The organism is Telluria aromaticivorans, assembly GCF_013003915.1.
Taxonomy (GTDB): Bacteria; Pseudomonadota; Gammaproteobacteria; order Burkholderiales; family Burkholderiaceae_D; genus Telluria; species Telluria aromaticivorans.
On the sequence record NZ_JABAIV010000001.1, the window covers coordinates 1,042,758 to 1,064,703 of the forward strand.

Genomic DNA, 21,946 nt, shown 5'->3' on the forward strand with positions numbered 1-21,946 from the left:
ATTAACGCTTGTCGATCGACGTCACGTCGCGCACCGGCGAACCGACGAACAGCTGGCGTGGACGGCCGATCTTCTGCTCCGGGTCGGCGATCATTTCGTTCCACTGGGCGATCCAGCCGATGGTGCGGGCCATTGCGAAGATGCCGGTGAACAGCGAGACCGGGATGCCCAGGGCCGACTGCACGATGCCCGAGTAGAAGTCGACGTTCGGGTACAGCTTGCGCGACACGAAGTATTCGTCTTCCAGCGCGATGCGTTCCAGTTCCATCGCCAGCTTGAACAGCGGGTCTTCCTGCAGGCCGAGCTCTTCGAGCACTTCGTGGCAGGTTTCGCGCATCAGCTTGGCGCGCGGGTCGAAGTTCTTGTAGACGCGGTGACCGAAGCCCATCAGCTTGACGCCCGAGTTCTTGTCCTTGACCTTCTCGATGAAGGCTGGGATGTTCTCGACCGAGCCGATTTCCTTCAGCATGGTCAGTGCCGCTTCGTTGGCGCCGCCGTGGGCAGGGCCCCACAGGCAGGCGATACCGGCAGCGATACAGGCGAATGGGTTGGCGCCCGACGAACCGGCCAGGCGGACGGTCGAGGTCGAGGCGTTCTGCTCGTGGTCCGCGTGCAGGATCAGGATGCGGTCGAGGGCGCGCACCAGCACGTCGTTGACCTTGTACTCTTCGCACGGGTTGGCGAACATCATGTGCATGAAGTTGGCGCTGTACGACAGGTCGTTGCGTGGGTACATGAACGGCTGGCCGATCGTGTACTTGTAAGCCATCGCGACCAGGGTCGGCAGCTTGGCGATCAGGCGGATCGCCGAGATTTCGCGCTGCTTCGGATCGTTGATGTCGAGCGAGTCGTGGTAGAACGAGGCCAGAGCTCCGACAGTGCCGACCAGGACCGACATCGGGTGCGCGTCGCGGCGGAAACCACGGAAGAAGAATTGCATCTGCTCGTGGACCATCGTGTGCTTGGTCACGGTGTCGCTGAACTTGGCCTTCTGCTCGGCGTTCGGCAGTTCGCCGTTCAGCAGCAGGTAGCAGGTTTCCAGGAAGTCGCAGTTCTCGGCCAGCTGTTCGATCGGGTAGCCGCGATACAGCAGCTCGCCCTTGTCGCCGTCGATGTAGGTGATGCTCGAGTTACAGGCTGCGGTCGACATGAAGCCAGGATCGTAGGTGAACTTGCCGGTCTGGCCGTACAGCTTGCGGATGTCGACGACGTCCGGGCCGATCGTGCCCTTGTAGATTGGCATGTCGATCGACGGGCTGCCGTCGGAGAACGACAGGGTGGCTTTGGTATCAGAGATATTCATGGCACTTCCTTCTTTGGGAGTGGATCTAAAAACAATAAACGAAAACTTGGCGCGGGCTCAGCCGGATCAGGCCTGCCGCAGGCGCGCCAGCAAGGCGCGCACGTGCGGCTGGTCGATTTCGCCCTCCAGCTCGGTGCGGGCCAGCAGCAGGTCCATCAGCGGGTTGTCCGCCAGGTCCAGCAGGCGGGTCAGCGCATCGACGTCCTCGTCGCTCAATTCGGCTTCATGCGCATCGAGGAAGCGCGTGAGGATCAAATCGTTCTCGAGCAGGCCGCGGCGCGAACGCCAGCGCAGGCGTGCACGGTTGGCAGGATCGGATTGATGCGTTTTCACACTAGAGTCCGTTGTTGGGTCAACATCATACTCCGCATGCCGGGTTTCGGCAGTACGGTACTTTTACTGTATTTGCGGCATCTTTACCCACGGATACGGCAAGTAGGTGGGGTAATTGCGCCTTGATGCAAGCGTGATTTGAACGCGTGGGCAAGGAACTTTCCCCACCCTACGAGTCTCGACGGCCCGTAGGGTGGGCAGATTCTGCCCACGCGTTCAACGCACGCTGGCAAATCGAAACGCGACACGAGGCGCGTATCGACACGCGAACCTTAAATCGCCCGGCGAACCAGCAATTCCTTGATCTTGCCGATCGCCTTGTTCGGATTCAGGCCCTTCGGGCACACGTCCGTGCAATTCATGATCGAGTGGCAGCGGAACAGGCGGTACGGGTCTTCCAGGTTGTCCAGGCGCTCGGCGGTGGCTTCGTCGCGCGAGTCGGCGATGAAGCGGTAGGCCTGCAGCAGGCCTGCCGGGCCGACGAACTTGTCCGGGTTCCACCAGAACGACGGGCAAGAGGTCGAGCAGCAGGCGCACAGGATGCACTCGTACAGGCCGTCGAGCTCTTCGCGCTCTTCGGGCGACTGCAGGCGTTCCTTCTCCGGCTTGATCGAGTCGTTGATCAGGAACGGCTTGATCGAGTTGTACTGCTTGAAGAAATTGGTCATGTCCACGATCAGGTCGCGGATGACCGGCAGGCCAGGCAGCGGGCGCAACACGATCGGCTGGGTCAGCTCGTTCAGGTTGGTGGTACAGGCCAGGCCGTTCTTGCCGTTGATGTTCATTGCGTCCGAACCGCACACGCCTTCGCGGCACGAACGGCGCAGCGCGAGCGAGTCGTCGACGTCGGACTTGATGCGCTGGAGCGCGTCGAGCAGCATCTTGTCGGTGTCTTGCAGCTCGACGGTGACGTCTTGCATGTAAGGCTTCGCATCCTTGTCAGGATCGTAGCGGTAGATCTTCAGTTGGACGGTGCGTGCCATGTTGTTTTACCTGTTCATCGGGGCCGGGGGAAAGCCCCGGCCCTGCAATATTAGAAAGTACGGGCCTTCGGCTTGAAGGTATCGACGGTCAGCGGCTTCTGGATCACGGCCTTGTAGTCGAGGCGGTTGCTGTCCGAGAACCACAGAGTGTGCTTCATCCAGTTCTCGTCGTCGCGCTTCTCGTAGTCGCTGTGGGCGTGGGCGCCGCGCGATTCCTTGCGCGCCGCGGCCGACACGATGGTCGCTTTCGCGGTCTCGATCAGGTTGTCGAGTTCCAGCGCTTCCACGCGGGCGGTGTTGAACACCTTCGACTTGTCCTGGAAGGACACGTGCTTGCGGCGCTCGTCCAGCTTCATGATCTCTTCCACGCCCTGGTTCAGCAGCGCTTCGGTACGGAACACGCCGCAGTACTTCTGCATCGTGGCGCGGATGTCGTTGGCGACGTGCTGCACCTTCTCGCCGCCGGTCGAGGTCTCGAGGCGGTTCAGGCGGGCCAAAGCGATGTCGGTTGCATCGGCAGGCAGCGGCTTGTTCAGCTTCTGCTTGAGGTTCGATGCCACCACGTGGTTGCCGGCCGCGCGGCCGAACACCAGCAGGTCGAGCAGCGAGTTGGTGCCGAGGCGGTTGGCGCCGTGCACCGACACGCAGGCGCATTCGCCGATCGCGTACAGGCCATTGACGATCTTCTGCGAACCGTCCGCGGCTGGTGCGACGACCTGGCCGTGGATATTGGTCGGGATGCCGCCCATCTGGTAGTGGATGGTTGGCACGACCGGAATCGCTTCCTTGGTCGCATCGACGTTGGCGAACTTGTGGCCGATTTCCAGGATCGAAGGCAGGCGCTTCTTGATGGTGTCGGCGCCGATGTGGCGCAGGTCCAGCAGCACGTGGTCCTTGTTCGGACCGCAGCCGCGGCCTTCCTTGATTTCCTGGTCCATCGAACGCGACACGAAGTCGCGCGGCGCCAGGTCTTTCAGTGTCGGCGCGTAGCGCTCCATGAAGCGTTCGCCGTTCGAGTTGATCAGGATACCGCCCTCGCCGCGCACACCCTCGGTGATCAGGACGCCCGCGCCGGACACGCCGGTCGGGTGGAACTGCCAGAATTCCATATCTTGCAGCGGCAGGCCGGCACGTGCCGCCATGCCCATGCCGTCGCCGGTGTTGATGAAGGCGTTGGTCGATGCGGCGAAGATGCGGCCGGCACCGCCGGTGGCGAAGATGGTGGTCTTCGCTTCCAGGATCATGGTGTCGCCGGTTTCCATTTCCAGGGCCAGCACGCCGACCACGTCGCCTTCGGCGTCGCGGATCAGGTCGAGGGCCATCCACTCGACGAAGAAGTGGGTACGGGCGCGCACATTACGCTGGTACAGCGTATGCAGCAGCGCGTGGCCGGTACGGTCGGCCGCGGCGCAGGCGCGCTGGACCGGCTTCTCGCCGAAGTTGGCGGTGTGGCCGCCGAACGGGCGCTGGTAGATCGTGCCATCCGGGTTGCGGTCGAAAGGCATGCCGAAGTGTTCGAGCTCGTACACGACTTTCGGCGCTTCGCGGCACATGAATTCGATCGCATCCTGGTCGCCCAGGTAGTCGCCACCCTTGACGGTGTCGAACATGTGCCAGTACCAGTCGTCTTCGCTCATGTTGCCGAGCGAGGCGCCGATGCCGCCCTGGGCAGCCACGGTGTGCGAACGGGTCGGGAACACTTTCGAGAGCACCGCCACGTTCAGGCCGGCTTCAGCCAGCTGCAGCGATGCGCGCATGCCGGAACCGCCGGCGCCAACGATGACCGCGTCGAAACGACGGGTAGGGATTGCAGTTTTGATTGCTGCCACGATTACACGCTCCAGAGAATTTGCACAGTCCACGCAGCACAGGCGAGCAGGAAGAAGATGGTCAAGAGTTGCAGCAGCAGGCGCAGGCCCGCCGATTTGACGTAGTCCATCCAGATGTCGCGGATGCCGACCCAGGCGTGGTAGAACAGGCCGACGAAGGTCACCAGCGAGAACAGCTTGAACCACTGTTTCGAGAACAGCCCGGCCCAGCCTTCGTAGCTGAAGTCCTGCGCGGTCAGGAAGGAGACCAGCAGCACGATGGTGTAGACGGCCATGACGATGGCGGTGACGCGCTGCGCCAGCCAGTCTTTCACGCCGTAGTGGGCGCCGACGACGAGGCGGCGCGGTCCGATATTATTCTTGGTTGCCATGATTAAAACACTCCGAACATTTTCAGGCCGACCAGGGCAGTCAGCACCAGGCCGATGACCAGCACCCAGCGTGCGGTCTTTTGTGCAGCGTCCTTGTCCAGGGCAAAGTGGTTGTCCATGAACAGGTGGCGGACGCCGGCGGTGAAGTGGTGCAGGTAAGCCCACGACAGGCCCAGCAGGATGATCTTGACGAACACGTTATCGACGATGCCCGCGAAGTGGGCGAACGAGATCTCGGAACGCAGGCTCTCTTGCAGCAGGTACAGCAGGAACGGCAGCATCAGGAACAATGCGGCGCCGCTGACGCGGTGCAGGATCGACACGATGGCCGACGGCGGCATGCGATATTTAGTTGTAATATCCCCAATACCAATATTGCGGAACTCCGGCCGCCCTTTTTTTGCAGCTTCTCTCACGGCTTCGGACATGTAACACCTCCTTGATGACGACAGTTTTTTAATGAACCCTTCATTTTCGCCGATTTTGTGACCGGGCACCAAGCATCAAAGAAGATAACCGGTACATCAGTGCGCGAACCGGGTCAGTCCGTCGCTTTCCCAAAACCAACATATTTTAATCGCTTCATGCGATTGCTGCAGCGTTCCCATGGGTTCACCGCAACGGCGCCGGCCTCATTCCGGACGGTTGGCACCGCGTGATCGCGTAGGGTGGGCGGGTTCCCCGCCCGCGCGTTCAACGCCGGCGTGATTGGCCACGGCGCGTGTCATGACACGTGATTTGAACGCGCGGGCGGGAGACCCGCCCACCCTACGATAATTCATTCTGGTAATGATGATGCGCGGTCGAGTAAATCCCCTTGCGCAGCTCCACCGCCTTGTCGCCATAGGTAAACGACACCCGCTCCGCACACAGCAAGGGCGTGCCTTCCGCCACATGCAAATGCTCGCTGGCCGCAGCATCCGCCGCCACCGCGCGGATCCGCTCGGTTGCGCGGATCATGCGTGTGCCGAATTCCGATTCGAACAAGCCGTACATGGGCCCCTTGTATTCCACCAGGCGCTCCGCCGTCAGCCCCTTGAACAGCTGCCCCGGCAGCCACAGCTCCTCGAGGATGGTCGGCTGGCCATCGAAGGATTGCACCCGCTTGATATACACGACCGCGTCGCCCGACTTCAGTTCGAGCAGGCGCGCGACCTCGGCCGGGGCGCGGGTGCGCTTGACCTCGAGGACGCGGTTGTCGGGATGGTGGGGGACGCCCTCGTCAGGCATCAGGCGCAGGAAGCGGAAGTGGGCGCGCTCCTCGGCGTGGGTGGCGACGAAGGTGCCCTTCCCCTGCCGGCGCACGACCAGGTGTTCGGCGGCCAGTTCGTCGATGGCCTTGCGCACCGTGCCCTGGCTGACCTTGAAGCGCCCGGCCAGTTCGACCTCGCTCGGCATCAGTTCGCCCGGTTTCCACTCGCCCGATTGCAGGCTCTGGGTAATCAATGCCTTGATCTGCTGGTACAGCGGGCGGAACGACGGGGACTGGCTGGCGTTTGCGGCGCTTGCGGCATCACCGGCCGGGTTCGAGAGGGGATTCATAGACCGCGATTTCACCATAAACGGGCACGTACGTCCAGTGCATAGCGGTCAAGACATGTGTCTTATATAAGACATATGATATGAATTGACAGATGGATTGGCAGAGGAATAAACTCGCGGTCGACTGGACCTCCGTGCGCCGGCTCAGGCACGCCCTGGGCGGGAGCCACGCGATATCCAATTGACAGGTGCCGCTTTTGGTATCATTGCTGTTTTCCCGAATTCGCATCCTCTGCTCGACCATTTTCTTTCCCACTTTGGAGATTCATCATGGCTAAAACCCCAATGCGCGTCGCCGTCACCGGCGCGGCCGGCCAGATCGGCTATTCCCTGCTGTTCCGCATCGCCAACGGCGACATGCTCGGCAAGGACCAGCCGGTCATCCTTCAGCTGCTCGAGATCGACAACGAGAAGGCACAGAAGGCGCTCAAGGGCGTCATGATGGAAATCGACGACTGTGCATTCCCGCTGCTGGCCGGCATGACCGCCCACGCCGACCCGATGACCGCCTTCAAGGATGTCGACTTCGCCCTGCTGGTCGGCGCGCGTCCACGCGGCCCTGGCATGGAACGCAAGGACCTGCTGGAAGCGAATGCCCAGATCTTCACCGTGCAGGGCAAGGCGCTCGACGCCGTCGCTTCGCGCAACGTCAAGGTGCTGGTGGTCGGCAACCCGGCCAACACCAACGCCTACATCGCCATGAAATCGGCGCCGTCGCTGCCGGCCAAGAACTTCACCGCCATGCTGCGCCTGGACCACAACCGCGCCCTGTCGCAAGTCGCTGCCAAGACCGGCAAGCCAGTCGCCTCGATCGAGAAGCTGGCCGTGTGGGGCAACCACTCGCCGACCATGTACGCCGACTACCGCTTCGCCACCATCGACGGCGCTTCGGTCAAGGACATGATCAACGACGACGCCTGGAACCGCGACACCTTCCTGCCAACCGTCGGCAAGCGCGGCGCGGCCATCATCGAAGCGCGCGGCCTGTCGTCGGCAGCGTCGGCAGCCAACGCCGCCATCGACCACATGCACGACTGGCACGTCGGCACCGGCGGCAAGTGGACCACCATGGGCATCCCGTCGGACGGTTCGTACGGCATCCCTGCAGAGACCATGTTCGGCTTCCCTGTCACCATCGAAAACGGTGAATACAAGATCGTCCAGGGCCTGGAAATCGACGCCTTCTCGCAAGAGCGCATCAACCTCACCCTCAAGGAACTGACCGAAGAGCGTGAAGGCGTGGCGCACCTGCTGGCCTGAGTACCACGCGGCAGATGGAATCGGCTAAGCCGCCCGTCCGCCGCACCCGCCGTGCCGCCCCTGGCGGCACGGCTGCTTCCGCTTCTGCTTCCTCCCCGGGCGACAAACACATGCATCCTTCCGAGGTTTTATTCCAGGGCAAACGCCAGCCGCTCCTGCTTCCCGCCTGCGACCATTACGCCGGCTCGGAGAAGCTGATGCGCAAGTCGATGGCCCTGCAACAAGAGCTTGGCCCCCTGTTCGACATCACCTTCGACTGTGAGGACGGCGCCGCCGCCGGCAGCGAAGGCGAGCACGCCCTGCTGGTCACGGCGCTCGTCAACAGCGAGGACAACCGCTTCAACCGCATCGGCGCGCGCCTGCACGACCCGAAGAGCGAGCACTTCGCCAACGACGTCGCCACCATCGTCGGCGGGGCTGCCGCCCGCCTGGCCTATGTGGTGCTGCCGAAAGTGGACAGCGCCGCCGAAGTCATTCGCGCGATCGACCTGATTAACCAGCACGCCGGGAAAGCCGGCCGCCGGGGCGCCGGACCGACGGACCTGCCGGTGCACGTGCTGGTCGAGACCCACGGCGCCCTGCGCGAAGCCTACGACATCGCCGCCCTGCCCCAGGTCGAATGCCTGTCCTTCGGCATCATGGACTTCGTCTCGGCCCACTATGGCGCGGTGCCGGCCAGCGCCATGCGCACCCCCGGCCAGTTCACCCACCCGCTGGTGGTGCGCGCCAAGCTCGAGATGGTCGCGGCCTGCCATGCGCACGGCAAGGTGGCCTCGCACAACGTCACCACCGATATCAAGGACAGCGGCACCGTCGCCAACGACGCCCAGCGCGCCGGCGCCGAATTCGGTTTCACCCGGATGTGGAGCATCCACCCGGACCAGGTCAAGCCGATCCTGAAGGCCTTCACGCCGCGCCTGTCCGAAGTGAACGAAGCAACCAATATCCTCACCGAGGCGATGAACGCCGGGTGGGGACCAATCGCGCAACATGGCCGCTTGCACGACCGTGCAAGCTACCGATATTATTGGACCGTTCTACAGCGCGCGAAGCTGGCTGGCCTTGCGCTGCCGGAAGCCGCTGCCGCAATCGTCAACCAAACGGATTCCCACTGATGGCCACCACACTCCCCCACTTCCTCGCCGCCTGCGCATTGGCGCTGGCCGCGAGCAGCATGTGCGCAAACGCGACTGCCGCAACCACCAAGACCGCTGAAACGCACCCGAAAGCCGAAGCCGTCCTGAAAGCCAAGGCCGACGCCAAGTCCAAAGGCAAGACCAAGAAGTCCGCGAAGGCCGATGCCGCCGCCGACGCCGCGGTGCGCGCCGCTGCCGCTTACGACGCCGCCGAAGAGACCGAACCGGACATCACCGACACGGTCACCACCGAATACGCCTGCGAGCTCAATAACAAGGTCACGATCTACAGCAACGAGAACGATCCTGCCAACATCGCGCTGCGCTGGAAAAAGCGCGTGCACCGCCTGACCCGCGTGGGCACCACCACCGGCGCGCTGCGCTTCGAGAACGCGTACTGGGGCCTGATCTGGATCGGCATCCCGTCCAAGGGCATCCTGCTCGACTCGCGCCTGAACCGCCAGCTCGCCAACGAATGCAAGAATGCCAAGCAGTCGGAGCCGGTCACGGTCGCCCTGCCGGAAGAAAAGAAAAGCTGATCCACGGCCCCAAGCCCCGGATCCCTGGTTGCAATAACGGTATTGAATAACAATATCCCACTGAAGGAGAGCATATGTCTCGCAACACCCTGAACACACTGAAGGAATTCCCGGCCGGCGCCGGCCAGACCGGCCAGTACTATTCGCTGCCTGCGCTGGGCGAAGCCCTCGGTGTGAACCTGTCGCGCCTGCCGGTGTCGATCCGTATCGTGCTGGAATCCGTCCTGCGTAACTGCGATGGCAAGAAGGTCACTGAAGAGCACATCAAGCAAGTCGCCAACTGGAAGGCCTGCGCCGAGCGCACGGACGAGATTCCTTTCGTCGTCGCCCGCGTCGTGCTGCAGGACTTTACCGGCGTGCCGCTGCTGGCCGACCTGGCCGCGATGCGCAACGTCGCCAACAAGATGGGCGTGGACGCCAAGAAGATCGAGCCGCTGGTGCCGGTCGACCTGGTGGTCGACCACTCGGTCACCATCGACCACTTCCGCGAGCCGAACGCCCTCGACCTGAACATGAAACTGGAATTCCAGCGCAATAACGAGCGCTACCAGTTCATGAAGTGGGGCATGCAGGCCTTCGACACCTTCGGCGTCGTGCCTCCGGGCTTCGGCATCGTCCACCAGGTCAACCTGGAATACCTGGCGCGCGGTGTCATGAAGCAAGGCGACGTGTTCTACCCGGACACCCTGGTCGGCACCGACTCGCACACCACCATGATCAACGGCGTCGGCGTGGTCGGCTGGGGCGTGGGCGGCATCGAGGCGGAAGCCGGCATGCTCGGCCAGCCGGTCTATTTCCTGACCCCGGACGTCATCGGCGTCAACCTGAAGGGCAAGCTGCGCGAAGGCTGCACCGCGACCGACCTGGTGCTGACCGTCACCGAAATGCTGCGCCGCGAAAAAGTCGTCGGCAAGTTCGTCGAGTTCTTCGGCGCCGGCACCCGTTCGCTGTCGACCACCGACCGCGCGACCATCGCCAACATGGCGCCCGAATACGGCGCGACCATGGGCTTCTTCCCGGTCGACGAAGCCACCATCGACTACTTCCGCGGCACCGGCCGCACCGAAGAAGAACTGGCCGCCTTCGAAGGCTATTTCAAGGCGCAGGGCATGTTCGGCGTCCCGCAGGAAGGCGAGATCGACTACACCCGTGTGATCGAACTGGACCTGTCGACCGTGACCCCGTCGCTGGCAGGCCCGAAGCGTCCGCAGGACCGTATCGAACTGGGCAACGTGAAGAACAACTTCACTGAACTGTTCAGCAAGCCGACCACCGCGAACGGCTTCAACAAGAACCCGGACGACCTGCACAAGCTGTACGAGACCACCAACGGCGTGCGCGTGAAGAACGGCGACGTGCTGATCGCCGCGATCACCTCGTGCACCAACACCTCGAACCCGAGCGTGCTGCTGGCCGCCGGCCTGCTGGCCAAGAAGGCCGTCGAGCGCGGCCTGACCGTCGCCCCGCACATCAAGTCCTCGCTGGCCCCTGGCTCGCGCGTGGTCACCGAATACCTGACCGCCGCCGGCCTGCTGCCTTACCTGGACAAGCTGGGCTTCGGCGTGACCGCCTACGGCTGCACCACCTGCATCGGCAACGCCGGCGACCTGACCCCGGAACTGAACGCCGCGATCACCGAGAACGACATCGTCGCCTCGGCCGTCCTGTCGGGCAACCGTAACTTCGAAGCGCGCATCCACCCGAACATCCGCTCGAACTTCCTGGCTTCGCCACCGCTGGTCGTCGCGTACGCGATCGCCGGCAACATGACGCGCGACCTGATGACCGAGCCGGTCGGCAAGGACACCAATGGCGTCGACGTCTACCTGGGCGACATCTGGCCGACCTCGCAGGAAATCGGCGAACTGATGCGCTTCGCGATGAACTCGGAAGTCTTCAAGAAGAACTACGCGGACGTCAAGGGCAACCCGGGCGAACTGTGGGAGCGCGTGTCGACCACCGAAGGCCAGGTCTACAACTGGCCTGAATCGACCTACATTGCGGAACCGCCGTTCTTCGCCGACTTCGAGATGACCCCGAAGGCAGCCGCTACCGGCATCCAGGGCGCGCGCGCACTGGGCGTGTTCGGCGACTCGATCACCACCGACCACATCTCCCCGGCCGGTTCGATCAAGGAAGACGGTCCTGCGGGCCAGTGGCTCAAGGCGCACGGCGTCCTGAAGGCCGACTTCAACTCCTACGGCTCGCGCCGCGGCAACCACGAGATCATGATGCGCGGTACGTTTGCCAACGTGCGCATCAAGAACAAGATGATCCCGGCCAAGCCTGACGGTTCGGCGGTCGAAGGCGGCATCACGATGTTCCAGCCGACCGGCGAACAGCTGTCGATCTATGACGCGGCCATGAAGTACGTGGCCGAAGGCACCCCGACCATGATCTTCGGCGGCGAAGAATACGGCACCGGCTCGTCGCGCGACTGGGCTGCCAAGGGCACCCAGCTGCTGGGCGTGAAGGCCGTGATCGTGCGTTCGTACGAGCGCATCCACCGCTCGAACCTGGTCGGCATGGGCGTGCTGCCGCTGCAGTTCATCGGGACCGACAGCGTCGAGACCCTGGGCATCACCGGCAAGGAAACCTACGACCTGAAGGGCCTGGAAGGCGAGATCAAGCCGCAGCAACTGGCGACCCTCGTGATCCACCGTGAAGACGGTTCCTCGCAGGACGTGCAGGTGCTGCTGCGTATCGACACCCCGATCGAAGTCGACTACTACAAGCATGGCGGCATCCTGCCGTTCGTGCTGCGCCAGCTGCTGGCTGCGTAACTGCGGGTGCCCGCGCCAGCGGGCTGCTTGACAGAAAAAAGGCCGAACCCTCGCGGGTTCGGCCTTTTTTGTGTCTCCTCGCATTGGCCATGCCTATGTGTGGCCTAGCGTACGGATGCCATGGCAGCACCTCCTCATACTTCAGGATGGGAGAGCCTTTACCCCCTTACCGATTCCCGTGGACCGTTCGGTGACAAATAAACGGCCTACTAGGAAATGCTGATGGTGATTTTAATAGCAGATGATGATCTTGATTTTGCAGGGAACTGTTCGGAAATCAGAAAAGAGAATCCATGAGATTATCGACCTTCATTCTGTCCGAGCTCGAGTGCATCTTGCAGGAGTGGGAAGATTTCGCTTCGACGATCGAACCGCTTGTCGATGCAAACAAGAAAGAATTGCGTGATCATGCTGCGGCGGTCCTGAAGGTCATCGCGGCCGACCTCGATACTCCCCAGTGCGAACGCGAGAGCATTGCCAAATCCAAAGGCCTCGGGCCGCAAGCGGCAGACGATACCGCAGCCGAGATCCACGGGGCGGACCGGGTCTCCATCGGCTTTACAGGTGAACAGGTGATGGCCGAGTATCGCGCCCTTCGCTCGAGCGTGTTGCGCCTGTGGGCGGGCCAGGTGGAGATAACCACCGCCGGCGATATCCAGGACATGATTCGCTTCAATGAGGCAATCGACCAGGCGCAGACCGAGTCAATGGCGCGGTATGCACAGATGTTGCGTGAAGCGCAAAACGTCTTCCTGGCGATTCTCGGCCATGATGTCCGCAGCCCGCTCGGCGCGATCAGCATGGGTGCGCAGGTACTGCTGCAGGACCAGACCCTTCCATCGCAGGCGCTCAAGGTCGCTCTCCGAATTTTTAACAGCACGAAACGCATGGATGCAATCGTCCGGGATCTCCTTGATTTCTCGACATCGCACCTCGGCGATGGCATCCCGGTTGATCCCATTACGGTCGACCTGCTGGAAATTTGCCACGGCGTGGTAGAAGAGGCCCATACCTTCCATCCAGACCGCAAGATCGAGTTGCTGGTCGAAGGTGACCTGACCGGGGTGTGGGACGGAGATCGCATGTCTCAAGTCTTTGCGAATCTGGTCTCCAACGCCATTCAGCACGGCAAGCCTGGCAGTGTCGTCAAGGTGTCGATACGCGGTCTCGCCGACGAGGTGGTCTACGAAGTAAAAAACGACGGCGATCTCATCGCGCCGGCTAGATTGCGGACACTCTTCGATCCCGTAAAGCGTTTTGCCATACGTCCCCCAAACGAGCGCGTCAGGGCAGGATCGCAAAACCTGGGATTAGGTCTTTACGTGGTTAAAGAGATTGTCGCGGCCCACAAAGGTGAGGTTTCCGTGACGTCGAGCGAGACGGATGGGGTAATTTTCTCGGTACGCATACCACGTGTGATACCGCATCGCAGGAGCAATGACTGATCACCTGTCTTTTCATTGCAGCCTGCTTGCGCCACCTATCGTCATCAGACCCGTTCCGGGGTGATTGAATCGAGAGTCCATGACAGTGCTGCGCCTGTGTATGTGCGCTGCCGCTGACGCGGCCTGCCTTTTACTCCTTGTCCGCTCAATGACTCGAGATCCTCGCACGGCGTTCCCGCCCAGCCGACAATCGCTATAAAGAAATTATGTTCAAAAATATAGAAAACGACACGCCACATCGCTCGCAGCCCTTGCTGCAAACCGGTGTGGCCGGGCTTGATGCCGTACTCGGCGGAGGCCTGCCGGCCGGGCATCTTTACCTCATCCAGGGCCTGGCCGGCAGGGGGAAAACCACCCTGGCCTGCCAGATCGGTTTCAACCATGCGCACCAGGGCAAGAAGGTGGTCGTGATGACCTTGCTTGGCGAGTCGCATGCCAAGATGATCAACCACTTCTCCAACTTCAGTTTTTTCGATGAAGGACTGGTCGGCAAGGAAATCATTTTCTTTTCAGCCTATGCAAGCCTCGTCAAAGGTGGCTTGGGCGAGCTCCTGCAGCTGATCGTCGCAACCTTGTCGGAAGAGCGGCCCCACATCCTGATCATCGACGGATTCCGGTCGATACGCAATTCGAGCGCTACTGATCTTGCACTGGCCGAGTTCATGCACTCGCTCAATTCACTGGTCTCATCGATGGCCTGCACCACCTTCCTGCTCTCGCCGGTCGAGGGCAATATTACCGACATCGAAAACACGCTGGTCGATGGCGTGATCGAGCTCGGGCAATTCAGCCAGGGCCTGAACGTGATCCGCGAGCTTCAGGTCTTTAAAATCCGGGGCGCTAAACAGTTGCTGGGCAAGCATGTGTTCGACATGGGCAGCGAAGGCGTGCGTGTGTATCCGCGCTTCGAGGCAATGGCGACACATGCCCAGGCACCGCCTGCCGCGACGGGTCGCCTGAGCGTGGGCATTCCGAGCTGGGACGAACGCATTGGCGGAGGCGTGGTTGCGGGCTCGATCACTTGCCTGCTTGGCAGTCCGGGCGTAGGCAAAACCATGATGGGCCTGCACTTTATCGGCGCCGGCCTCGCGAATAACGAAAGCTGCCTCATCGTGGGCTTCCACGAGTCGCCCGAGACCCTGGTGCATAAAGCGCGCAAGATCTCGATCGAACTGCAGCCGCATGTGGACAGCGGCAAGCTGCAGATGATGTGGCAGCTTCCGCTGGAAATCCTGGTCGACGACCTGGCGACGCGCATACTTGACTGCATCCGCACGCACAAGGTCAAGCGCTTGTTCATCGACGGCATGGAAGGGCTGGACAACCTGATCATGCATCCGGAACGTTCGCGCGCGTTCTTCGTGGCACTGAGCAATGAACTCAGGCGGCAAGGGGTCACGGTCTACGTCACCGAACAGCTGCACTACTTCAAGAAGGGCGCGCCGGCGGCAGAAGCTTCTTCGTCCATGCTCTACGAGAACATCATGTTGCTGGAGTACTTCGCGGTAGGCGATATCAACCATCGCCGCATCTCGGTCATGAAGCTGCGTGAGAACGAATACGACGGTGCAAACCGCATCATGACGATTTCGGGCGAAGGAATGGCCGTCGGTGGCCTGACCTCCCAGGCGAACTTCAATGAGCCCGAGCCCGACGCGAACGTCGGTTGAGGATGGGGACGAGCGTGAATAACAAACCCCTGATCCTGGTAGTCGATGACGAAGTCGACATCACTGAGACCTATGCCTTGTACCTCGGCTTTGAGGGATTCGAGGTCATCACGGCTAACAATGCATTGCAGGCAATTGAGCTCCTTGCGAGCAGGACGCCCGCGCTGATCATTTCCGACTGCATGATGCCGCACATGGACGGCGTCGAGTTATCGGTGCAGGTCAAGGCCCGGCCAAGCACCCGGAATACGCCGATCATCCTGATGAGCGGCGCGCCCGAGCGGCACGATCTCGACAGTCCGAGTTACGAGGTTTTCTTGCGCAAACCGGTGTTCTTCGACCGCTTGATGCCGGAAATCCGCAGGTTACTGGCGGGTCGTACACCTTGAACCAGTAGGCAGGCAGGAAGAAAGCCGACCCGTCTTGCCTCTCTGCCCCCTTCGAACGCCAGTGACGAGCCTTCCTTGCGCTTGGCCTGGACTGCCTGCAGCCCGCTAACCAGGGTTGCTAGCGCCCTATCCCGATGCCGATACCGATCCCGGAGCCGCGCCCCCCGCTACCCCAACCGCCAAAGATCGAGGTCGACACGCCGCCACGCCTGCCGCCGTTCCTCATTTCCGACTGAAGAATGCACTCCCGCCATGGATCCGAATTCATGGCATAGCCCAGTTGCGTGCAAGCCGGTCCGTATTCGGCCATCATCTGCTGCATTTCAGCTTGCTGCTGCTGGGCCCGTTCCTGTGGGCTGGCACAGCCCAGCAGGCAAATTGCGGTCGTCGCCGCCAACGTGAATCCGCGCATGGTCTTCTCCTTAAGCAATAGATCGAACTGGCTTCCAGACTGACAGCCTCTGGAACGATCATACGCTGCAATTGGATTCGCCCATTCCCTGATGCCTTGACGGGCGGTGGAATCAATGAAGCGACATGTTCATTGCATTATCGATAAGATTGAAACCATCAATTACTATCAAGGACAATCTCATGCCCTCTGTTGCATCGGCCACCCCGGCCTACCGAAGCTCACCAGGTCCGCTCCATGCGATCCTGCTTGGCGGCAGCGTTTCCCTCTTCCTGGGCGCCATGCTCAGCGACATCGCCTACTACCAGACCCACCAGATCCAGTGGAGCAATTTCGCGTCCTGGCTGAACGCCGCCGGCATGGTGTTTTGCGGCGTCGCGCTGGCGTTCGCGTTGGTGAACCTGCTGCGCGCGCGGCAAAAAGGCGGGCAGCCGCTGACCTACTTCGTCGTTCTGCTGGCCGCCTTCGTGCTGGGCCTGTTCACCGCTTTCCAGCATGCCAAGGATGCCTGGGCCATCATGCCCGCAGCCCTGGTCATGTCGATCATCGTCCTGATCCTGATCCTGGCCGCGGCCTGGATCGGCCTCAGCGCGCGCACGGGAGGTGCCGAATGAAACACGTCGCCACCTTGAGCGTCATCGGCATGAGCCTGCTGCTGGGCGCCTGCTCCAACGAAGGCGCCAGCACCCTGGCGCTTGGACCGGATCCGAAGCTGCCGGCGCCGGAACGCGGCATCCTGCCGAGCATGAAGATCGCCGAACCGGAAGCCTGGGGCAGCCAGAAGCCAACCGTCCCGGCCGGCTTCACCATCTCGGCGATCGCTACCGACCTGAAGATTCCGCGCCAGACCCTGGTGCTGCCCAACGGCGACATCCTGGTGGCCGAAGGCCGCGGCGGCAAGGCCGCCAAACTCAAGCCAAAGGACGTGATCGCCGGTTACATCAAGGCGCAAGGCAACACCAAGGTCAAGGGCGGCAACCGCCTGACCCTGCTGCGCGATGCCGACGGCGACGGCAAATACGAACTCAACACCGTCTTTGCCGAGAACCTCGACGCCCCTTACGGCCTGGCGTTTGCGAATAACAAGATCTACGTTGCCAACCAGGGCGAGCTGGTCAGCTTCGACTACCAGGAAGGCCAGACCAAGGCCACCGGCGCGCCGACCAGCATCGCCAAGCTGCCGTCCGAGATCAACCACCACTGGACCAAGGCGATGACGATCAGCCCGGACGGCAACTTCGTCTATGTCGGCATCGGCTCGAACAGCAACATCACCGAACGCGGCATGGAAGCCGAGGTCGACCGGGCCCTGGTGTGGAAAATCGACGTCAAGACCGGCGCCTACAAGCCCTATGCCACCGGCCTGCGCAACCCGACGGCCCTGGCAATCCAGCCGGGCACCGGGCAACTGTGGTCCGTGGTCAATGAGCGCGACGAGCTGGGACCGGACCTGGTGCCGGACTACCTGACCTCGGTGCGCGAAGGCGGTTTCTATGGCTGGCCCTACAGCTATTGGGGCCAGAACGTCGATGCGCGCGTGATGCCGCAAGACCCGAAAAAGGTCGCCGCCGCCATCAAGCCCGATTACAGCCTGGGCTCGCACGTCGCCGCGCTGGGCCTGAGCTTCTCGTCCCCGGTAATGGGCGACAAGTATGCCGACGGCGTGTTCGTCGGCGAGCACGGCAGCTGGAACCGCGCCAACCCGGTGGGCTACAAGGTGATCTTCGTGCCTTTCGCCGATGGACGCCCATCCGGAGCGGCCGTGGACTTCGTCACCGGCTTCCGTGACGGCGAAGGCAAGACCCGCGGCCGTCCGGTTGGCGTGACGGTCGACCCGAAGGGCGCGCTGATCGTGGCGGATGACCTGGCCAATACCGTGTGGCGGGTGGTCCGGAACCCTTGATCGCGGGTTTCGCAGCCACGCGCGAAAATTATCATAAAAACAAGCGTTCAGTTCGGCAACGCACGGAAGAGGCGCTGGACTGGGAGGATGATGGGTCATCGGGAAAGCAAACAGCAGCAGGGTTTGCAGCTCCCCCACCCAAAGCGGAAGGTCACAACATGTTATATACCATCGCCATCATTCTTCTCGTCCTCTGGCTGCTCGGTATGGTCACTTCGGTGGCCGCCGGTGGTCTGATCCACATCCTGCTGGTCGTTGCCGTGGTCATCATCCTGATCCGCCTGTTCACGGGCCGAAAAGTGCTCTGACGAACACCAGCTTGCAAGTGAAAAGGCCGGAACCCTGAGGGATCCGGCCTTTTTGTTATGTGCTGCGTGATCACGCGCCCGGCGCGTGGCATTCGAAATGCAGCCGGTCATACCACACGCCGCCATGCTCGAAGCTGCGCCGCGAATGTCCGAACTGTTCGAAGCCGTTGCGCAGCAGGACGCGCCTAGATGCTTCGTTATCGACACGGCAGTCCGCCTCGATCCGCTGAAGCCGCAGCTTGCCGAAGGCGATGTCGAGGACCTGGCGCACCGCTTCGCCGGCATGGCCTTTCCCGCAGGCGGCTTGGGCGATCCGGTAGCCCAACACGGCGCCATGAAAATGCGCGCGCTTCACGACGCTCAGATTGACCCGTCCGACGATCTGCCCTGCCTCGTCGACCACCAGGTACTGGTAGCCCAGGTCGGCAATGGCGTCCGCCATCGACTGCGCCACCGCCAGGCCCATGGCCGCGTGGGAGTAATACCCCGCCGGCCGGGCATTGATGGTGGCCTCGAAGAAGGCGCGGTTGTCCTGCTCGAAGGCGAGCAGCGCGTCGATGTGGCCGTGGCCTGGTGCGACGAGAGTGATCACATCTCCGCCCACATCCGGAGCAGGTTGTGATAATGCCCGGTGATCCCCACGGTCGCTTCGCTCTCGCCATGCGCCGCGCGCAGCTTCTGGATATTTGTATCGAGCTCGAACAGCATCGCGCGCTTCGCATCGTCGCGCACCATGCTCTGGGTCCAGAGGAAGGAGGCGACCCGCTCGCCGCGCGTTACCGGCAGCACCTGGTGCAGGCTTCCGGACGGGTACACGATTGCATCCCCGGCCGGCAGCTTCACCTCATGCGTGCCATAGGCATCGACCACCACCAGTTCGCCGCCGTCATAGTCTTCCGGGTCGCTCAGGAACACCGTGGTTGATACATCCGCTCGCACCGGCGGCAAGCCGCCGCGCTGGGCGCGCACTGCGCCGTCCACGTGCAGGCCGTAGTGCTCTCCCCCGCCGTAGGCATTGAAGTATGGCGCCAGCACGCGCAGCGGCAGCACGCTCGAAAAGAACAGCGGGTTGGCCATCAGAGCCGCGCTCACAAGCTGTCCCAGCTCCACGCCAAGGGGCGAGCCTTCCTTCAACTGGCGGTTGCGCTTGACCTGGGCGCCTTGCGGGCCGACGCTCTCGCGGCCATCGACCCACTCGGGCGAACCTTCCATGCGCGCGCGGATACTTGCCACCTGCTCGGGTGTCAGCACGCCCGGGATATGCAGCATCATGATTCGACTCCATCCTGGAAGAAAAAAGCCCTCCTGATCATATCAGGAGGGCGAATCCGGTTGCCCGGCGGGGGTGGTACCCGGGGGTTCAGAACTTGAGGTTGGCCATGAGCGACGCCGAACGGCCCGCGCCCACGCCCGCATAGTGCGGCGACGAGACTCGGTCGAAGTACAGCTTGTCCGTCAGGTTCTGGATATTCAGCTGGAACGACACGTTCGGGCTGTACGTGTAGCTCGCCATTGCGTCGAAGCGGGTATACGCCGGCGCGTACTTGGTGTTGTTAATGTTGGCGAACTGGCGGTCCGCGAAGTTGGCGCCGCCGCCGATCGTGAAGGCCTTGTTCAGCGCATAGGTCGTCCACAGCGAGGCGCTGTGCTTCGGCGTGGTCGGGAAAGCGTTGCCGTTGAACGGAGACGGGGTCCAGACCGGGGCTGCGGTACTGCCGGTGTTCACGAAACCGTTGTCGGCGATGACACCGTCCAGGTAGGTGTAGCCGCCGAACACGGTCCAGGCAGGCGTGACGCGGCCCGAGAAGCCCAGCTCGACGCCTTTCAGTTCCTTGCGGCCGACGTTCTGCGTGGTGCCGTCCGGCGCGGTGACGCGGGCGTTGTCCATGTCGCTCTTGAACACGGCTGCGCTCAGCGACAGGCGGCCGCCCGGCAGCACTTCCCACTTGGTGCCCAGCTCGATGTTGCGGCTGACCTGCGGCTGCAGGTTCTGGATCGCCACGGTCAGCGCATCCAGGCCGTCGCCGCCGTCATTGCCCGGCGGCGTGGCCGAGGTGGCCCACGACAGGTAGATGCTGCCGTTTGCTTTCGGCTTGTACACCAGGCCGGCCTGGTAGGTGTCGAAGCTGGTGTCGACCAGGGCGCGGGTGGCGGCGGTCGCGCCCACGGCCGGGGTATTCAGTTCGGTGCGGAAGTCGTCCCAGCGCGCGCCCAGGTTCAGCTGCCACTGCGGGCTGAACTCGATGGTGTCGAAGCCGTACACGGCGCGGGTGGTGGTGTCGACGCTGGTCAGCGTTGGCGACTTGCTGCGCGTGGTCACCCACGGGTCATACGGATTCGGGTTGACCAGGGTGGTGCAGTTGTACAGGGTCGGCGCGCCGCTGGTCGGGCAGGTGGAGTTGCCGGTCAGCGGGTTGTTGGTGCCCGGGCTGAAGACATAGGTGCCGCGGTCGGTCTGCTCGCGCGAAAACTCGACGCCCACGTTGAAGCTGTGCTTGATGCCGGCGGTATTCCAGGTGCCGCCCAGGCTGGTGGAATTGGCGACGGTTTCGGTGTCGACGATGCGGGTGTTGGCGCGGCGCCAAACGGTGCCATACAGGGCGGCGTTGCCAATCGAGCTGTCAGGCTGGGTCCAGACGTAGTCCTGGCCGCTCTTGCCGTAGCGGGTCACGTTGCGCAGCGTCAGGCTGGGGCTGAACTCGTGGCGCAGGTCGACGGTGGCGACATCGGTCTCGGTGTCGCGGAAGTCGCGGTTGACCAGGCCATAGAAGGCTTCGCGGTCCACGGTGTACGGGGTGCCGCCGCCGTTGCGGGCGAGATTGGGGCCGGTCGTGAACGGGTTGTTGAACGGGATGCCGGTGTCCGGGATCTCGCTGCTCTCCATGTGGTAATAGCTCAGGGTGGCGCGGGTCGGGCCGTTCAGGCCGAAGGTGATGCTCGGGGCGATGCCCCAGCGGTCGCCGCCGACCACGTTGCGGCCGGCGATGTTGTTTTCGTGCGCCATCACGTTCAGGCGGAAGGCGGCGTTATTGCCCAGCACGCGGTTGAGGTCGCCGGTGACGCGGCGGTACTGGTCGGTGCCGATGCCCACGGTGGCATTGTTGAAATCGTATTCCTTGGCGGTCTTGGTGACGATATTGATGCCGCCGCCGGCCGACGAACGGCCGCCCAGCGCCGAGTTCGGGCCCTTGACCACTTCGATCTGTTCGATCGCGAAGATCTCGCGCGACTGCGAACCCGAATCGCGGATGCCGTCGACATAGGTGTCGGTCTGCGCGTTGTAGCCGCGGATGAACAGGTTGTCGCCCACCGGGTTGCCGCCTTCGGCTGCGCCGATGGTAATGCCCGGCACGGTGCGCAGGGCGTCGGTCAGCGACACGGCGCCGGTCTGCGAGATGGTCTCGGAGGTGACCACGGTGATCGACTTCGGGGTATCCAGCAACGGGGCGGTGAACTTGTCCGAGCTCGCGCGGATCGGGCCCTGCACCGAGCGGTCGGCGCCGGCATTGATCACCACTTTCGGCAGGCTTGCCTCATCGGCCAGTGCGGGAGCATCCTCGGCGTAGGCCAGCGGCATCGCCAGGGTGGCCAGTACGGCCAACGCCGGCGCCGACAGGGATGGCGCCGAAAGACGGCTGTGTTTCTTGCTCTTGATGAAGGTGCTGCTGGCCTGCTGCGTGATCGTGGTCATTTTCTTTTTGGGTCGTGATTGCCAGCATGGTTGCGAGCAATGTGAATTT

At 62.6% G+C, this 21,946-nt stretch carries 21 protein-coding genes; 10 read left to right on the plus strand and 11 right to left on the minus strand.

Going from position 1 to position 21,946, the window contains the following annotated elements:
- Position 1: 1 nt before the first annotated feature.
- From gltA to HGB41_RS04860, 7 genes are all read right to left on the minus strand, one after another.
- On the minus strand, positions 2-1,303 hold the full coding sequence (gene gltA / locus HGB41_RS04830) for a citrate synthase (RefSeq protein WP_171081567.1): 1,302 nt from the start codon (positions 1,301-1,303) through the stop codon (positions 2-4).
- Between the two features lie 66 nt (positions 1,304-1,369).
- Complete coding sequence (locus tag HGB41_RS04835) at positions 1,370-1,636, minus strand: FAD assembly factor SdhE (protein WP_171081569.1); 267 nt, start codon at positions 1,634-1,636, stop codon at positions 1,370-1,372.
- Positions 1,637-1,908: 272 nt separating this feature from the next.
- A complete protein-coding gene (locus tag HGB41_RS04840) occupies positions 1,909-2,619 on the minus strand; it encodes a succinate dehydrogenase iron-sulfur subunit (protein WP_171081571.1) in 711 nt (236 codons plus the stop codon).
- Positions 2,620-2,669: 50 nt separating this feature from the next.
- Positions 2,670-4,448, minus strand: a complete 1,779-nt coding sequence (gene sdhA / locus HGB41_RS04845; protein WP_171081573.1) for a succinate dehydrogenase flavoprotein subunit — start codon at positions 4,446-4,448, stop codon at positions 2,670-2,672.
- A gap of 2 nt (positions 4,449-4,450) precedes the next feature.
- Complete coding sequence (gene sdhD, locus HGB41_RS04850; RefSeq protein WP_171081575.1) at positions 4,451-4,819, minus strand: succinate dehydrogenase, hydrophobic membrane anchor protein; 369 nt, start codon at positions 4,817-4,819, stop codon at positions 4,451-4,453.
- A 2-nt stretch (positions 4,820-4,821) separates the two neighbouring features.
- Complete coding sequence (sdhC, locus tag HGB41_RS04855) at positions 4,822-5,247, minus strand: succinate dehydrogenase, cytochrome b556 subunit (protein WP_171081578.1); 426 nt, start codon at positions 5,245-5,247, stop codon at positions 4,822-4,824.
- Between the two features lie 340 nt (positions 5,248-5,587).
- Positions 5,588-6,361: a GntR family transcriptional regulator gene (locus tag HGB41_RS04860; protein WP_171081580.1), complete on the minus strand. Its 774-nt coding sequence runs from the start codon at positions 6,359-6,361 to the stop codon at positions 5,588-5,590.
- 270 nt (positions 6,362-6,631) lie between these two features.
- On the opposite strand from HGB41_RS04860, the gene HGB41_RS04865 reads away from it, so the two are divergent.
- The 7 genes from HGB41_RS04865 to HGB41_RS04895 all read left to right on the plus strand — a co-directional run bounded on the left by HGB41_RS04865 (position 6,632) and on the right by HGB41_RS04895 (position 15,583).
- Positions 6,632-7,621 carry a malate dehydrogenase gene (locus HGB41_RS04865; RefSeq protein WP_171081582.1) on the plus strand — a complete coding sequence of 330 codons (990 nt, stop codon included), beginning with the start codon at positions 6,632-6,634 and terminating at the stop codon, positions 7,619-7,621.
- Positions 7,622-7,731: 110 nt separating this feature from the next.
- Positions 7,732-8,736, plus strand: coding sequence for an HpcH/HpaI aldolase/citrate lyase family protein (locus HGB41_RS04870; protein WP_171081584.1), 1,005 nt, complete (start codon positions 7,732-7,734; stop codon positions 8,734-8,736).
- A complete protein-coding gene (locus HGB41_RS04875; RefSeq protein WP_171081586.1) occupies positions 8,736-9,296 on the plus strand; it encodes a hypothetical protein in 561 nt (186 codons plus the stop codon). The genes HGB41_RS04870 and HGB41_RS04875 overlap by 1 nt, the downstream gene beginning before the upstream one ends.
- Before the next feature lie 74 nt (positions 9,297-9,370).
- Entirely contained in the window at positions 9,371-12,079 is a 2,709-nt protein-coding gene (gene acnA, locus HGB41_RS04880; protein WP_171081589.1) for an aconitate hydratase AcnA, read from the plus strand.
- A gap of 293 nt (positions 12,080-12,372) precedes the next feature.
- Positions 12,373-13,524 carry a sensor histidine kinase gene (locus tag HGB41_RS04885; RefSeq protein WP_171081591.1) on the plus strand — a complete coding sequence of 384 codons (1,152 nt, stop codon included), beginning with the start codon at positions 12,373-12,375 and terminating at the stop codon, positions 13,522-13,524.
- Between the two features lie 251 nt (positions 13,525-13,775).
- Positions 13,776-15,194 (plus strand): ATPase domain-containing protein, encoded by a 1,419-nt coding sequence (locus HGB41_RS04890; RefSeq protein WP_229422721.1) that lies wholly within the window; start codon positions 13,776-13,778, stop codon positions 15,192-15,194.
- A gap of 14 nt (positions 15,195-15,208) precedes the next feature.
- Entirely contained in the window at positions 15,209-15,583 is a 375-nt protein-coding gene (locus HGB41_RS04895) for a response regulator (RefSeq protein WP_371868445.1), read from the plus strand.
- A 118-nt stretch (positions 15,584-15,701) separates the two neighbouring features.
- Here HGB41_RS04895 and HGB41_RS04900 read toward each other — a convergent pair whose 3' ends face one another.
- A complete protein-coding gene (locus HGB41_RS04900; protein WP_171081596.1) occupies positions 15,702-15,995 on the minus strand; it encodes a hypothetical protein in 294 nt (97 codons plus the stop codon).
- 182 nt (positions 15,996-16,177) lie between these two features.
- On the opposite strand from HGB41_RS04900, the gene HGB41_RS04905 reads away from it, so the two are divergent.
- From HGB41_RS04905 to HGB41_RS04915, 3 genes are all read left to right on the plus strand, one after another.
- Positions 16,178-16,609 (plus strand): DUF2231 domain-containing protein, encoded by a 432-nt coding sequence (locus tag HGB41_RS04905; protein WP_171081598.1) that lies wholly within the window; start codon positions 16,178-16,180, stop codon positions 16,607-16,609.
- Entirely contained in the window at positions 16,606-17,898 is a 1,293-nt protein-coding gene (locus HGB41_RS04910) for a PQQ-dependent sugar dehydrogenase (RefSeq protein WP_171081600.1), read from the plus strand. Before HGB41_RS04905 ends, HGB41_RS04910 begins: the two co-directional genes overlap by 4 nt.
- 158 nt (positions 17,899-18,056) lie before the next feature.
- Complete coding sequence (locus HGB41_RS04915) at positions 18,057-18,206, plus strand: lmo0937 family membrane protein (RefSeq protein ID WP_171081996.1); 150 nt, start codon at positions 18,057-18,059, stop codon at positions 18,204-18,206.
- Between the two features lie 70 nt (positions 18,207-18,276).
- Here HGB41_RS04915 and HGB41_RS04920 read toward each other — a convergent pair whose 3' ends face one another.
- The 3 genes from HGB41_RS04920 to HGB41_RS04930 all read right to left on the minus strand — a co-directional run bounded on the left by HGB41_RS04920 (position 18,277) and on the right by HGB41_RS04930 (position 21,897).
- Positions 18,277-18,798 (minus strand): GNAT family N-acetyltransferase, encoded by a 522-nt coding sequence (locus tag HGB41_RS04920; protein WP_171081602.1) that lies wholly within the window; start codon positions 18,796-18,798, stop codon positions 18,277-18,279.
- Positions 18,795-19,478, minus strand: a complete 684-nt coding sequence (locus tag HGB41_RS04925; RefSeq protein ID WP_171081604.1) for a Fe2+-dependent dioxygenase — start codon at positions 19,476-19,478, stop codon at positions 18,795-18,797. The genes HGB41_RS04920 and HGB41_RS04925 overlap by 4 nt, the downstream gene beginning before the upstream one ends.
- An 88-nt stretch (positions 19,479-19,566) precedes the next feature.
- Entirely contained in the window at positions 19,567-21,897 is a 2,331-nt protein-coding gene (locus HGB41_RS04930; RefSeq protein WP_171081607.1) for a TonB-dependent receptor, read from the minus strand.
- Positions 21,898-21,946 lie beyond the last annotated feature (49 nt).

Excerpts from the sequence above, each read along its gene's own strand:
- HGB41_RS04840 (WP_171081571.1), bottom strand. The coding sequence starts at position 2,619 with ATGGCACGCACCGTCCAACTGAAGATCTACCGCTACGATCCTGACAAG.
- HGB41_RS04900 (WP_171081596.1), bottom strand. The coding sequence starts at position 15,995 with ATGCGCGGATTCACGTTGGCGGCGACGACCGCAATTTGCCTGCTGGGC.
- sdhC (WP_171081578.1), bottom strand. The coding sequence starts at position 5,247 with ATGTCCGAAGCCGTGAGAGAAGCTGCAAAAAAAGGGCGGCCGGAGTTC.
- HGB41_RS04865 (WP_171081582.1), top strand. The coding sequence starts at position 6,632 with ATGGCTAAAACCCCAATGCGCGTCGCCGTCACCGGCGCGGCCGGCCAG.
- sdhD (WP_171081575.1), bottom strand. The coding sequence starts at position 4,819 with ATGGCAACCAAGAATAATATCGGACCGCGCCGCCTCGTCGTCGGCGCC.
- acnA (WP_171081589.1), top strand. The coding sequence starts at position 9,371 with ATGTCTCGCAACACCCTGAACACACTGAAGGAATTCCCGGCCGGCGCC.
- HGB41_RS04875 (WP_171081586.1), top strand. The coding sequence starts at position 8,736 with ATGGCCACCACACTCCCCCACTTCCTCGCCGCCTGCGCATTGGCGCTG.
- HGB41_RS04930 (WP_171081607.1), bottom strand. The coding sequence starts at position 21,897 with ATGACCACGATCACGCAGCAGGCCAGCAGCACCTTCATCAAGAGCAAG.
- HGB41_RS04915 (WP_171081996.1), top strand. The coding sequence starts at position 18,057 with ATGTTATATACCATCGCCATCATTCTTCTCGTCCTCTGGCTGCTCGGT.
- HGB41_RS04905 (WP_171081598.1), top strand. The coding sequence starts at position 16,178 with ATGCCCTCTGTTGCATCGGCCACCCCGGCCTACCGAAGCTCACCAGGT.
- HGB41_RS04925 (WP_171081604.1), bottom strand. The coding sequence starts at position 19,478 with ATGATGCTGCATATCCCGGGCGTGCTGACACCCGAGCAGGTGGCAAGT.
- HGB41_RS04910 (WP_171081600.1), top strand. The coding sequence starts at position 16,606 with ATGAAACACGTCGCCACCTTGAGCGTCATCGGCATGAGCCTGCTGCTG.
- HGB41_RS04870 (WP_171081584.1), top strand. The coding sequence starts at position 7,732 with ATGCATCCTTCCGAGGTTTTATTCCAGGGCAAACGCCAGCCGCTCCTG.
- HGB41_RS04885 (WP_171081591.1), top strand. The coding sequence starts at position 12,373 with ATGAGATTATCGACCTTCATTCTGTCCGAGCTCGAGTGCATCTTGCAG.
- HGB41_RS04860 (WP_171081580.1), bottom strand. The coding sequence starts at position 6,361 with ATGAATCCCCTCTCGAACCCGGCCGGTGATGCCGCAAGCGCCGCAAAC.
- gltA (WP_171081567.1), bottom strand. The coding sequence starts at position 1,303 with ATGAATATCTCTGATACCAAAGCCACCCTGTCGTTCTCCGACGGCAGC.